This window comes from Algoriphagus sp., assembly GCF_029254265.1.
Lineage (GTDB): Bacteria > Bacteroidota > Bacteroidia > Cytophagales > Cyclobacteriaceae > Algoriphagus.
In genome coordinates this window covers 56,737-70,968 of record NZ_JAQWXX010000038.1, presented here as the reverse complement: position 1 = coordinate 70,968, position 14,232 = coordinate 56,737, and the positions used below count along the sequence as shown (strand labels likewise).

General features: G+C 39.0%; 11 protein-coding genes. All 11 read right to left on the bottom strand.

Translation table 11 applies throughout. From position 1 onward, the window contains the following. A partial coding sequence (gene sprA / locus P8O16_RS05105) for a cell surface protein SprA (protein ID WP_300311541.1) occupies window positions 1–1,457 on the bottom strand: 1,457 nt, incomplete at its 3' end. A 177-nt stretch (window positions 1,458–1,634) separates the two neighbouring features. Continuing rightward, window positions 1,635–2,228, bottom strand: a complete 594-nt coding sequence (ruvA, locus tag P8O16_RS05100) for a Holliday junction branch migration protein RuvA (RefSeq protein ID WP_300311540.1) — start codon at window positions 2,226–2,228, stop codon at window positions 1,635–1,637. Next, complete coding sequence (locus P8O16_RS05095; protein WP_300311539.1) at window positions 2,225–4,495, bottom strand: NADP-dependent malic enzyme; 2,271 nt, start codon at window positions 4,493–4,495, stop codon at window positions 2,225–2,227. The genes ruvA and P8O16_RS05095 overlap by 4 nt, the downstream gene beginning before the upstream one ends. A 23-nt stretch (window positions 4,496–4,518) precedes the next feature. Next, a complete protein-coding gene (locus P8O16_RS05090; protein WP_300311538.1) occupies window positions 4,519–5,616 on the bottom strand; it encodes a DUF4837 family protein in 1,098 nt (365 codons plus the stop codon). A 113-nt stretch (window positions 5,617–5,729) separates the two neighbouring features. Next, a complete protein-coding gene (locus tag P8O16_RS05085) occupies window positions 5,730–7,097 on the bottom strand; it encodes a LysM peptidoglycan-binding domain-containing protein (RefSeq protein WP_300311537.1) in 1,368 nt (455 codons plus the stop codon). Between the two features lie 6 nt (window positions 7,098–7,103). Further along, window positions 7,104–8,531 (bottom strand): Asp-tRNA(Asn)/Glu-tRNA(Gln) amidotransferase subunit GatA, encoded by a 1,428-nt coding sequence (gatA, locus tag P8O16_RS05080; protein WP_300311535.1) that lies wholly within the window; start codon window positions 8,529–8,531, stop codon window positions 7,104–7,106. Between the two features lie 17 nt (window positions 8,532–8,548). Continuing rightward, window positions 8,549–8,746, bottom strand: a complete 198-nt coding sequence (gene tatA / locus P8O16_RS05075; RefSeq protein WP_075351927.1) for a twin-arginine translocase TatA/TatE family subunit — start codon at window positions 8,744–8,746, stop codon at window positions 8,549–8,551. Window positions 8,747–8,845: 99 nt separating this feature from the next. Further along, entirely contained in the window at window positions 8,846–10,093 is a 1,248-nt protein-coding gene (locus P8O16_RS05070) for a peptidoglycan DD-metalloendopeptidase family protein (protein ID WP_300311532.1), read from the bottom strand. Window positions 10,094–10,098: 5 nt separating this feature from the next. After that, complete coding sequence (locus tag P8O16_RS05065) at window positions 10,099–10,839, bottom strand: DUF4292 domain-containing protein (protein ID WP_300311530.1); 741 nt, start codon at window positions 10,837–10,839, stop codon at window positions 10,099–10,101. Continuing rightward, complete coding sequence (locus tag P8O16_RS05060; RefSeq protein ID WP_300311528.1) at window positions 10,832–12,559, bottom strand: tetratricopeptide repeat protein; 1,728 nt, start codon at window positions 12,557–12,559, stop codon at window positions 10,832–10,834. The genes P8O16_RS05065 and P8O16_RS05060 overlap by 8 nt, the downstream gene beginning before the upstream one ends. Window positions 12,560–12,720: 161 nt before the next feature. Next, a complete protein-coding gene (locus P8O16_RS05055) occupies window positions 12,721–14,226 on the bottom strand; it encodes a lipopolysaccharide biosynthesis protein (RefSeq protein WP_300311526.1) in 1,506 nt (501 codons plus the stop codon). Window positions 14,227–14,232: the final 6 nt, after the last annotated feature.

The window sequence follows — 14,232 nt, the reverse complement described above, 5'->3', positions numbered from 1 at the left end:
AGTGAATAGACGTTTTTCATCATCAAATCCCAAGTTGGAATTCGTGGGTTAATTCGTGCAGGTCGAAGGAGTTTCAAAAAAATCATTTGATCTTCAGCAAGATTCTGATAATCTTCAGTCAATTCACCCACTTTATACACTTGTCCATTGTAAGTGTATTCGAAAGAAACTGCCAAGACTTCATCATTTTGCAATCTTCTGAAAAGTGAAAGATATCCGAGTTGTTTATTAAAGAAAAACTCAGTTTCATCCAGTTTCCTAGCGCCATTGATTTGTTCAAAATCAACTCCTTTTCGTAAACCTAGACTGCTTTCTATTGCTCTTGAGCCTGTATCAAAAGGTCGAAAAGCCGGATTGTTTGATATTGAGGAGTAAAGATTGTTTGCATTGTTTGCTGCCGGAGAGGACGGGTTTCCAGGCCCGATTGCAGGATTGCTTGGGTTGAGGAGAACTCTTCCTTCTCCTAAATCTACAAATCCAGCAAAATTCCGAAGCGTCTCCGTATTCGTAGCACGGTTCATTATATAGACTTCAATACGAGTCACATTCACTCCAGATAGGACTTGAGGAAGTCCTCTCAACCAACGCTCGTAATTATCTCTGAAAAAGTGAGAAAGAAAGAAATGTCTGTTTTCATCGTATCTCGAAGCTTGTATATCGAATGATCTTCCTTGTCCATTCGCATCGATCACCAAATTATCTTGTCGACCTCGCTGTGTGGAGGCAACTGCAGTGACATTCAGCTTACCAAATTGCATTTGAGTCTTTACTCCAAAAAGGTTCTGTGCTCCCTGAATCAATCGATTCTGTACAGGCATGCTTACATTACCTATTTCGATTGATTTTACAATGTCTTCTTCAAAACCATTGAATTCCACTTTCAACTGATTCTGAAAGTCGAAAGAGTTATTGGAATCAAAATTTGCCCCGATTTTAACTTTTTCACCTAAGGTACCATTGACAGCCATTTGGATCTGTTGGTCAAAATTAAAACCTCCATTTTGCTGCTGACGGATGGGAAGAGTTGGATTATCTATTCTTCTGAAAACTGCCCCAAAATCCAGATTGACATAGCCTGATGGTACTATATTAACATCACTCCCTCCAAATAATCGATCAAATGTAGGACTAACTGTCATTGGTGGTATTAAGCCCCTGCCTTCTACAGCGCTTTCTCCATCTCCTCCTCGGGCTCTACTCCTCCAATAATCTTGTCGGTTTTTGTATTCTTGAATCTTTGAAAATTCTTCAAAATCATACTCTTGTTCATTCTTTACTCGAGTGGAGTCTAATTCATCTACTATTTTGTATCGTAGGGTAGAATCCATAATAACAGTTAAGTTTTGATTTACCGGTGATGGGGAATAGTAGGGGATTTTGGAATTTAGAAAAGGATTTTTTTTTGGGAATAGAGGATTTGTCCTCATGTTTTGCCAAAGCAAATATGAGGGGGTCATTCTCCTTAGATTCAATGAATCAATCCGAGACTGAGTGCTGTCAGGACTGGTTTGTTGAGCCTGGGAAGGGGAAAAGGCAAGCAAGAGGCCAAATAGGATGATGAATTCAAGCCAACCTGCAAGAAACCTCCGCCTGAAAAAAGTCAGTGTCTTCCGAAAGTTCAATACAGCTTAAAATTATGGTGTCTTTAAAGATGCTTTAATTAAATCTTCTAATGAAATTTCTCCTTCTGTTTTTTTAAGCACCAAAGCTATATTTTTTTCAGCTGCAGCTTTTTGAAAACCAAGGGTAATTAATGCTTGTAACGCTTCTTCTCGGATTTTAGTATTTGATTTCAAGAATCCCAATGAAGACACTGATTCTGTTCCTGATTTCCCGACCTTATCTTTTAATTCTAAGATAATTCTTTGAGCTGTCTTGACTCCTATACCCTTCACGTGTTGTATTGTGGCTACATCACCCGAAAGGATTGCGTGCTCAATTTCTTCAGTGCTAAGTGAAGAAAGAATCATCAACCCAGTGTTAGGTCCTACACCATTGATTCCAATTAATAATAAAAATAAGCGCTTTTCATCCTCCTGTTTGAAGCCATAAAGGGTGTGAGCATCTTCTTTGATATGAAGAAAAGTGAGGAGCTTGATCTGCTCCTCATCTTTTATTTTACTATAAGTCTGAAGTGAGATTTTCACTTGGTACCCTAAGCCTCCTACATCAATAATTACATAAGTAGGATCTTTGAAAACCAATTTTCCACTTACATAAGAAATCATATTGAATCGTTCGTTTGGGCATCTACCACTGCGATGGCCACCATGTTTACGATTTCTCGTATGGAGCTACCTAGTTGAAGAATGTGAACAGGTTTGTTCATTCCCAGTAGAATCGGTCCAATCGCCTCTGCATTTCCAAGTTCAGAAAGAAGCTTGTATGCAATGTTTCCGGAACTCAAATCTGGGAAAATTAATGTATTTGCTTTTTTGCCAATCAGCTTAGAGAATGGATACATATCTCGTTGAATCTCCTCATTGATTGCAACGTTTGCCTGCATTTCACCTTCGATAATCAAATCTGGATATTTTGCTTTAGCGAGTGCAGTTGCTTTAGCAGTTTTGGTAGGGATATCTCCCTGAGCAGAACCAAAGTTTGAATAAGAAAGAATTGCTATTCTTGGCTCCATGTTGAAGAATTTTACTGCCTCAGCTGTCAAACCAATTATTTCAACCAATTCTTCGGCTGTTGGATCTAGATTTACAGTAGCATCAGCAAAGAAGAAAGGACCCTTATCAGTATTCATAATATACATACCGGCTACCCTTTTTACTCCTTTTTTTACACCTATTGAATGCAAGGAAGGGAGAATAGTCTTCGGGTAATCTCGAGTTAAACCGGAAATAAAGGCATCTACCGCTCCAGTTTCCACCATCAAAGCACCGAAATAATTTCGTTGGGTGACTAATCGTGAAGCCTCTGAAATACTCATTCCTTTTCGCTGACGCTTTTCAAAAAGAATGGAAGTAAATTTTTGAACCATTTCCTTTTCTTCAAGCGGATCGATTATGGTCACATTTGAAAGGTCTAGCGAATTATCTTGGATTAGACTCAGGATTTTTTCGCGATTCCCCAGTAAAATAGGAATGCCTATTTTTTCATCTTTGATAATCTGAGCGGCTTTAAGGATTTTTCGATTATCTGCTTCTGCAAAAACTACTCGTTTTGGATCTTTCTTAGCCCTTGCAATTACCACAGACATCAATCGCTGATCAATCCCGATTCGCTCTTGAAGCTCTAATTCATATGCATCCCAATCTTTGATTGGAAATTTCGCAACTCCAGACTCCATTGCAGCCTTTGCAACCGCCGGGGCAATTGTAGTAATGAGTCGTGGATCAAGTGGTTTTGGAATCAAATATATCCTTCCAAAACCTAATTTACTTTCGCCGTATGCCTTATTAACTATATCTGGAACTGGCTCTTTTGCAAGTTTAGCAATTGCTTTAGCTGCTGCTAACTTCATTTCTTCATTGATGGCAGTGGCACGGACATCAAGAGCTCCTCTAAAAATGTATGGAAAACCCAATACGTTATTTACTTGGTTAGGATGATCAGATCGACCTGTTGCCATAATCAAGTCTTCTCGGGCTTCAATTGCAAGTTCGTAAGGAATCTCTGGATCCGGGTTTGCCAAGGCAAAAACAATCGGATTCGGAGCCATCAGTTTGATTTGATCCTGATTGACAATATTTCCCGCAGAAAGTCCCAAAAACACATCTGCATCTTTCAAAGCATCCGATAGGGTATGTATATCTCTACTTGTCGAAAACTCTTTTTTGATATCATCAAGTTCAGGCCTGTCATTTCGAATTGCACCTTCCTTGTCGCACATTACCAGGTTCTCTCGTTTTACACCAAGAGACATATAGAATCTGGTACAAGAAACAGCCGAAGCACCGGCACCATTGACAACAAGTTTTATTTTAGTGATATCTTTTTCTACGATTTCAAGGGCATTTAGCAATGCAGCACCAGAAATAATCGCTGTCCCATGCTGATCATCGTGCATCACGGGAATGTTCATTTGTTTTTTGAGCTCTTGCTCTATTTCAAAGCACTCTGGCGCTTTAATATCTTCTAGGTTGATTCCACCAAAAGTTGGCTCTAGAGATCGGATGATCTCAATTAATTTTTTGGGGTCTTTTTCATTGATTTCAATATCAAAGACATCAATCCCCGCAAATTTTTTAAATAGTACCCCTTTTCCCTCCATCACTGGCTTAGATGCTTCTGGACCAATGTCCCCAAGCCCAAGTACGGCTGTACCATTGGTGATGACGCCGATAAGGTTTCCTTTGGCAGTGTATTTATAGACGTTTTCTACGTCTGCTTCAATTTCTTTACAAGGCTCAGCCACCCCGGGGGAGTAAGCAAGAGCTAGATCCATTTGACTGGAAAGTGGTTTGGTTGGAATTACCTCAATTTTACCAGGTGAACCCTGTGTATGATAATTGAGGGCGTCCTCTCTTCGAATTTTAATTGCCATAAAAAGCTAAAATTATTTTTGGGTTATGTTCCCTCCTGATCCTCCTTCCAATTTATATCTGTGTTTAGAAGAATGGTCTCTATTTCTCGAAGGGCATCTCTATGTACTTCATTTGGGTAGTACACGAATCCTTCAAGGTAATAAAGTTTTCCTTTTTCTTCGTCAACCATCAGATAGCCTAGGTATGTTCCACCCATGCTTAAGTTGTTGGTTCTCCAGGAAGCCCTGATTTCGGTCGTAAAATTATCATTTATCACCATGTTTCGGAAGGCTGGAGGGATTTGTTTTTCTGTTAATACATAGGAGGTAGGGTCCTCAGGGTCTCCAAAAATATGAAGTCTCGCTACTGAGTCTCTGACTTTGAGGATGTTCTCTGGGAAAGTTTGGGATTCATCCACGTAATCTTCCACATGAAAAATTAAACTTATATCCGCCCGGTTTGCGGTTGGTGTGATTTGTCTTAACCAAAGAAACCCTTTTTCAGACTTGGCAATCTGATAGGAAGCAGGCACATTGATCTGGATACCTATATTTTTTTTAGCCTCTGCTGCCGCTTCAGTGTTTTTTCTTGCAAGGATTATTCTTTCCAATCTTCCTCTCTCCCGAACCTCAAATAAATTCTGAAGGCGACTGCCGTTTTTCTTTAGATTGTCGATTAGCTCATTCTCATTATTTCCAAAAAGGTATAAAACCTCTTGCCCAATTGCATATTCATCTTCCATCCGAAGCGAATAAATACTCGGGTCATTCATTGCCTTTTCCTTAGACTCTTTTGAAAATTGGGAATTGATGACTTGGCTAGATCCTCTCTTATCATCAAATGTGGTCACATAGATCAAATTGGTGGACATTTTAAGCATCCTTGTCATTGCTCGAGGATCGACTGTATTGACTTTGAATTTGGCTTCTGACCTAAACATCCCGGGGAGATCTGCCTCAAAGATGTTTCTAAGTTCTTCTCCTACTGGTCCCGCCCATTTCACTGAATCGATGACCATTATGATCTCTCCGATGGAACCACGTGCTTTTGGTTTGGAGCTGTCTGCCATGCTTCCGTCCTGACTACAAGAGGATAAGGCAGCAAATATTAGTGTTAAAATAAAACTTGATATAATTCGCATGGGGGTTGATTTTCTATTCCTCGATTAAATTAACTACTTAAAAATACTTATCCTTTTTTAAGGCTTTATTTTCAGTAGAGTTAAAAAAAATTAACAATCAGGAAAGATTAGGTTTAGCCAATGATAAGCTTCTGTCCAGGTTTGATGTTATTACTATTGAGGTTGTTAAGTCTTTTTAGCTGCTCTACCGTCAATCCTGGATTCTTTTTTGAAATGATCCAAAGCGAATCCCCCGGTTGAACTGTGTAAAGAGTCTGACCTGTTGGCCCTGTGCTTACTTGAGCGATTGCCTTTGATTCTCCTGGTGCTACTTTAAGTTGCTGACCAACTTTGATAAGGTTTGAGGATAAATTATTCCATTGTTTGATCTGTGAGACGGTCACTCCATGTCTGCTTGCAATAGATCCTAATACATCCCCGGATTTTACTCGATATGTAGCGAAACTAGAAGGAGTAGGGTTTGATTCATTTTCTACTGAAGCTAAAAGCATTAATGGTTCGTTATTCAATGAATCAGCTATCCATGTTAAATTCTCCTTAATATAAGATGATTTGCTTCTAGGAACTCTGATTGCCATTGTTCGATTACTTTCAGGGACTTTTTTGTTTTTAATCGAAGGGTTTAACTTTTCCAAATCAGCCACACAGAGATTTGTAAGTTCTGCAAGTTTGTCCAAGCTGAATGCCTTATTGAATCGTATCTGTTCGTGATCCAATGCATAGGCAGGATCTTCTAATTGGAAGTTGTGTTCCTCAAGATGATTTAAGACATAAAGCATGGCTTGAAACTGAGGTACATATCCTCTGGTTTCCCGAGGTAAATAATTATAGATTTCCCAAAATGTTTTCTTCCCACCAGATCTCCGAATGGCTTTTCGGACGTTACCTGGGCCACAGTTATATGCAGCCATTGCCACTTCCCAATCCCCGAACATTCGATAAAGAGACTTGAGATATTTTGCTGCAGCCTCTGTTGATTGAATTGGATCCATTCGGTCATCAACATCAGAATTCACTTGCATACCATACATCCGACCTGTTGCTGGCATAAATTGCCAAAGTCCCATCGCTCCGACCCTAGAACGAATCTGAGGATCCAATCCTGATTCAATGATAGATAAATATTTGATTTCCAATGGCATTTCATGCTTTTCCATGGTTTCATCAAAAAGCGGAAAAAACAATTCTTTTCGGGACATTACCATTTTAGTGTAATCTCTATTTCGAACTGTAAAATATTGGATGAAAGAAAAAATACGATCATTTAGCTCAAAGGACATCTCAACATCCATTGATTTGATTCGTTCATTGATTTCTTCGTAAGTAAAATCCGGTATGTATTCGTATTTGTAGTTTGGCAATACCTCTTCCTCTAAAGGTGTGGATGCTACAGTCTGCTCGTCTTGTGAAAAAGCCTCAGTCAGTGGAATCGAGCAAGTAATAAATACAAGGAGGATTTTGCTGAACAATGTCTTTTTCATTTTTTCTTAAGAAGTTAGGTTTGTTAAATAGTTACTAAAAGCATACAAATCAGCTTCCTTGAAGGAATTTGAAACGATCTGAAGTCCGATAGGCATTCCATTGGCATCTTTACCATTTGGAATTGAAATCGCAGGAACACCCGAAACAGAGGCTTGAACTGTGAACAAATCCTCTAAATACATCGCTACCGGATCTCCACTATGTTCTCCAAATTTGAACGCAGTGGATGGAGTAGTTGGCATAATAATATAATCAAATTCTGATAAAAGATTCTCCGTAAAGTCTTTTATTAACCTTCTTACTTTTTGTGCTTTAGTGAAATAAGCATCGTGATAGCTAGCGCTTAAAACAAAAGTGCCGAGCATAATTCTTCTTTTTACCTCTTCCCCAAATCCCTCACTTCGTGTCAGCTTGTACATGCTTTCTAAATTATGGGCGTTTTGGCTTCTGTATCCATATTTCACACCATCAAATCTTGAAAGGTTCGAACTCGCCTCTGCAGTAGTTAAGATGTAGTAAGTTGGTAAAATGTAATCCAGTAATGGGAAATTCACTTCTTCGACTTGGTGACCTTCGCTCTTTAACTTTTCTAAAACTGCCATTGTATTCGCTTTGATTTCCGGCTGAAGGGAAGGAGACTCAATGGTTTCTTTAAGGTAGGCTACTTTTGCTTTTTTCTCAAAATGAAGAAGCTCGCTGTAGGCTAAAACAGGCTTTTTGGAAGAAGTACTGTCAAATTCATCATGGCCTGCCATGATCTCCATGATCAAAGCATTGTCTTTTACTGTTGTTGAAAAGATACCAATCACATCAAAAGAAGAGGCATAAGCGATGAGGCCCCATCTCGATACTCTCGAATAGGTGGGTTTCATCCCAATCACTCCTGTAAATGCAGCAGGCTGTCGCACTGAACCTCCGGTATCTGTACCCAAACTAGCTGTACATAAATTAGCTTGAACGGCGACAGCTGATCCTCCAGAAGATCCACCTGGAACTCTTGATTCATCCGCCTCATTGAGAACTCTTCCATGTGATGAGTTCTCATTAGAGCTTCCCATTCCAAATTCATCGCAGTTTAACCTGCCAATAATTATAGCATCTTCATCAATGAGCCGCTGGACCGCTGTCGTTGTGAATTGGGATTCAAACCCCTTAAGTATTTTGGAAGAAGCATTTGACTCATGTCCTTTATAGCAAAGGACATCTTTGATTCCAATGACCATTCCAGCAAGTTTACCAGCGTTACCTTGGGCGATTTTAGCATCAATTAGGATGGCTTGCTCTTGAGCGGATTGCTCATAAACTTCGACGAAGGCGTTGAGATGCGCCTTCGTCTTAATGTTTTGTAAATAATGGCCAACTATCGCTTGACAATTAGCTTCTTTTTTATCGATGGATTTTCTGATCTCGTCGAATGAACTGAATTTTCCCAATGTAATTGGTTTGAGTATTACTTTTTCTTGTCTTTCATGCCCTCTTCGAGGTCATTTTGGATATCCTTGGTGGCATCTTTAAATTCTCTGATGCCTCGGCCAAGGCCTTTTGCAAGTTCAGGGATTCTTTTTGCACCAAACAAAAGGAGGATGACCAAAACGATCAAGATCATTGAGCCTGGACCCATATTTTGAATAAAACCTAATGTTAACATAATGGTGTTTGTTTAAAGGTAAATTAAGAGACAAAGATATAACTGTCATTCGCTAACGCAAAGCAGAAGTTCTTTTTTAACAATATACGAATCTTATTGCTATTTAGATGTAATCCACGTGCTGGGATCCATGACTTGAAGACCTTTCCAGGTTTGAAAGTGAACTTCTGCTTCTCCATCAGGACCTGTAGCTACTTGCCCAATTACGTCTTTTGCATTGACTTTTTGACCTGTTTTTACAGAAATGGTTTTTAGCTTGCTATACATGGTATAATATTCCCCATGCTTAATAATGACAGTACCTCCGTAGCCAGGCATAGTCGTGATTTTAGTCACTGTTCCGTCAAATACCGTTCTGACGTTTGAATTTGGCTGAGTTCGGATATCTATTCCATCGTTTTCCATCGTGATACCTTTTAGTGTAGGATGGGGATACGTACCGTAGCGTTGGGTAATAAACCCTGTTTCCACTGGCCATGGAAGTCGACCTTTATTTCCAGCAAAAGAACTTGATAATGCCGCTGCTTCTGGTGTCATTGGCATACTACTTCCTGCAGATTTGGTGGTATTGCTATTTTCCTTTCGAGAGGCAGCTTCTGCAAGACGAATCTCTTCCTCGATCACCTGTTTGATCATTTTATTCAATTGATCTTGCTGTTTTTTTGTTGCGGTGATTTGGCGCTTAATATCCTTTTCTTTCTTCGAAAGGGTATTTACTACACCTTGCTGGCTTTGTTTCAACCGCTCTAGTTCAGCTCTTTCCTTCTTTTCTTCTGCTAAAACATTTTCTTTTTCGGATTTTCTCTGGTCTAGCGTTTTTCGTTGTTCCGCTAGTTCAAGACTTAATTTTTCGATTTGAATAGCTTGCTGTTTTCGACTGTCGGTATACTGTTTTAAATACATCAACCTTGAATAAAGCTGGTTAAAATTGCTCGAACTAAAGACAAAAGCTACAATTGAAAGTCCTCGATTCAACTTCGAAGCATTGTAGATCATCCTTCCATATTCTGCTTTGAGATCTTTAAGCTCTTCTTCAAGTGAAGTGATTTTCCCCTCTGTTTCGCTGATTTCTTGATTTATCAATTTAACCTCTCGATCGAGTGTATTCACTAATCTGGTTTGGGTTTGAAACTGCCTAGTGATTGCATTTAATTCTCCCAGTGTAGTTTTTTTGATTGCGGTGGTTTGCTTCAAAATTGCATCAAACTCACGGAGTCTGGCTTGCACATCAGCTTTTTCTTTTTCCAGCTCTTCTCTCGTTTTCTTAGTTTGTGCAGAAACATCTACTGCTCCAAAGCATATTATTCCAATAAGGAAAAAAGTGTAAATGATGGTTTTTTTTAACATTCCCATTAAAATTTAAAGGGGAAATTCAGTGGTTCTGTGAAAGGATCAATACTAGTCCATTCGACATTGATTATGGTATTTTGTGATCCTTCAGGCAGCTGATAGGCAAGCTTTATCAAGATTGCAATAGGAAAAGGCTGTGTTTCGATTTCCTGAAAACCTGAAAAGCTGGCTAAAAGTGACCCCCGATCATCAAGTGAGTTACTGACTAGCTCGGCGACCTTACCATGGCTACCTTGTATTTTGCTAAAATATCGAACCTTATTTCGTACTTGAGTAAGCTCGAAAATCTTACCTACTCGTACGAGTCTGTCTTGATAATCAATAGGGTATGGGGTATTTGCCCAAAGTAAATTTTGAAATAAATCCAATGAAAGCTTAAGACCAAAAATAGTTTCAAATTCATCATACGTCAGATTAATGTCTTCTTTGCCTATCCGATCTTTGATTTGAATTTTTTCTTGAGTGAGAAAACCCCGGACGGCCTCCATTCCCATTCCAGGTGAAACAGTAAACCATAGTACACTATCTTTCTTGGCGCGGACATTTAAAGAACCTCTGGTGATTTTGCCAGATTCTTCCTCAATCACAACTTTTGCCTTAGCATTCAAGTAGTCATATTCTGCATATACTGGCGAAAAATCTCCTGTATTACCATTTTCCTGAAAAGGAATTACTTTTTTAGAACAAGACGAAATCAAACCGATAAGGGCAAAGAATACCAGTCCTGCAAAAAATTTATTCATGATATTTTCCTTCTTTTATTTTAAGAGAAAGTGTTTCGGATGCTTCAGGACTTCCTTCAGCCTTTTTCCAATAGGTAATCGCTTCTGTTTTTTGACCTAAATGATATAGAATATCGCCATAATGCTCAAACATGACTCCACTTGGTTCTATTTCATTCTGAAATGCCAAATCCATATATTTTTTTGCTTCTTCATATTCTCCAAGCTGAAAAAGAACCCATGAATATGTATCAAGGAAAGTGCCATTATTTGGAAACCTGGTAACAACTTTTTCAGACATTGCTTTTGCTTTTTCAAGATTCACTTTTTCAAGTGAAAGAAAGTAAGCATAATTATTCAACACCTGCTCGTCATTCGGATTTAGCTTTAGTGCTTCATCGAAATTTTTAAAAGCTTTTTCTTTTTCGCCACGATTATAGAGGGAACTACCCAAAGAGCCATAGGCCACCTGATCCAATTGCTGATTTCTTCCAGAGTTAAGTTCAAGTGCTTTTTCAAGGGAGGCTACAGCAGCCGTGTCTTTTTTCTGAGCTGATTTGACCACTCCATCATAAAACCAAAATTCAGGGCTTTGTGGAAATTCGTCCACACCCATAATTGTGAATTTCTCCACTTCTTGGAAGTCTGCATTTTCGCCAAATGATCCCAATATCACCTGCTCCAGCATTTTTGCGTCTTTGGGGTTTAGAAGAAGAGATTTTTTGAAATATGAAATACCCTCTTGCTGTTGGTCTTCTTGGATTCTGCGTTCACCTAAAGCTCCATAAATCGAAGCATTTTCCGGGGAAAATTCAATCATCAAGATTTCCAGACTATCTAAAACAGATTCACGCTCGATCGTTTTCAATTCTGTCAATTGAGCTAAATAAGCTCTGGACTTAACCTCTGGATCGAGATCCGTACTGGAAAATGCCTGATATAGAAAGTTAAGTGACTCTTCTTTTCTCCCTTTTTCTTTCAAAAGCGAATGTGCTGCCATCTGTAATTCAGGCTGATTGGGATACTTTTCGATCTCCTTCATTACTAAATCTAGCCCTTGATCTACTCGATTGTTGTTGTAGAGTATCTCGACTAGATTCAACACGTAGGTTGGATTTCCAGGTTTGGCTTGAATAAGCTTTTCCCCTTCTTCTATTGCTAGATCAAGCTTGTTGTTTTTAAGATAGATTCGTTGTTTCTGTACTGTGATAGGTTCTAAAACGCCATAATATTCTTCCGCACGATCAAGGACAACAAGTGCCTTTTCAAGTTCCCCTGCATTGAGGTAGATTGAGGCCAAATCCAAATTGTATTGTTGATTTGACTCACCATCTGCAGTCAGGCGATCCAAGATTTCTGCGGCTTTTAATGGTTGCTTAAGGTTGGTGTAGATTTCCGCAAGCATAAGCGAGTAATACTTATTCTCCCCATCCAGCTCTGCGGCTTTTCCAGCATAAGGGAGTGCTTTTGCAGGCTCATTTGCTTTTACCAAAACCTCAGCAATTTTATAATGAATTGCCGGTTCTTCAGGACTTAGCTCCAATGCTTTTTGAAAGTAGAAATAGCTTTTTTCCAGTTCATTAAGTACTAGAAACTTTTCTCCTTCAATAAAATAACGAGTGGACTTGGTCGCGTTTTCTTGTGCTTTCCGATCTTTTTTAGATAGTGTTTCCTGTGGAAAAGCGGAAGTACTACCGATTAGAACCAGAAAAACTAAGACGAGTATATTTTTGAAATTCACGGGGATAATTGAATGCTGAATCAATTCACAAACATAATGCCTTTTGGGCAATTAGACAGGTTGTCTTAAATAAGGTGATTTTGTTTTGATTGGTTCAAAATCATTTTCTGAAATCTTAACGATCAAATCTCTGTTTTTGATCCTTTAGGAAGGTTGGAAAATTAATTTTTGTTAGATCCTTTGAAATAAGTGTTGAGCTGATTTCTCTCTAAAATGAATATCAACAGAATAAATACCAAGACTAAACTGTTTTTGGCAAAAAAGGAAAGAATCGGTTCTCCCAGGTTAAGGTAGAAACCAAAATAACTCAAACTAAAGGCAACAATTAAATAGCTAAGGTCTTTTCCGGTCTGATAAGGGATCGGGTAATAATGCTGACCAAACTTAAAGCAGATAATGCACATCGTTAAATAGCTTCCTAAAGTACTTAGTGCAGCACCCATAAAACCCCAGATAGGAACTAAGAAAACAATGGTGGCAATGCTTATAATAGCTCCAGCTAAAGTGATCCAAAATGAATAATTGGTTTTATCCGTGATTTTAAACCAGATCGAAAGGTTGAAATAAACTCCAAGGAGAAGATATCCCATCAGCAAAGTCGGGACGATAAATAAACCGGATTCGTAGCCAGGCCTTCTTAGGAATAATGGACCAAGCCAATCTAAATTTACTGAAATGGCTATCATCAAAACCGTGCAGAACAGGATAAATGCATGCATGACTTTTGCATAAAGCTTCGGTGAATCTTTGCTTCCGGATTGTTTGAAGAAAAATGGTTCTGCGGCATACTTGAAAGCTTGGATCACCAAATTCATGAGAATTGCCAGTTTGAAGTTTGCTCCAAAAACCCCAGCTGCTTCACGGCTACTCAAACCAGGATAGAAATTCGCCGGAATTAAATATTCAAATAGAAGTCTAGATATGAGTTCGTTGGTAACCCCAGCAAGACCCATAAAAAGCAATGGGATTGAATAGCCCCACATTGGACGAAGGATGGCTTTGTCCAGCGTGAATTGAAAAAAACCTGCCTTTAGCCATACGAAAGGGATAATCAAACCATTTGCTACAAGGTTAGAAAGGAGTATGTATTCGACTCCCCAATCTCTTCGATATCCTAAAAATCCTTCGGGGATTTTTCCTGAATCCATCAAATAAGGAATGCCTATAATCAAGGTCAGGTTCAAAACTACATTAAGCAGAATATTGAGAATTTTCGCACCAGCAAAGGCAAATGCTTTATTGTCGAGTCTAAGTTTGGCAAAGGGAATAGCTAAAATTGCATCGAAAGCCAGCAAAAGAGCGGTCCACCTGAAAAGGTAGGCTTGACCGGGATAATTCATTGCCTCGGCAATAACTGGCGCTAATAAGTAAAGTCCAGAACCTAAAATAAGTGAACTTGTAATGAGCAGTGATTGAGTGGTGTGGTAGACTTTTTCGGGATTCAGGTTTTTGCCTGTAGCGTACCTGAAAAAAGATGTCTCCATACCATAAGTGAAGACTATATTTAAAAAACCGATCAACGCATAAATACCTGTAAATGCTCCTAGCTCTTCTTTGCTCAGATAGGCAGTATAGACTATGATCAGTAAAAAATTAATGGACCTGCCAAGAATACTACTCAACCCATAAATAGCTGTTTGGCCGGCAAGTTTTTTGAGATTGCTCATTCGAAC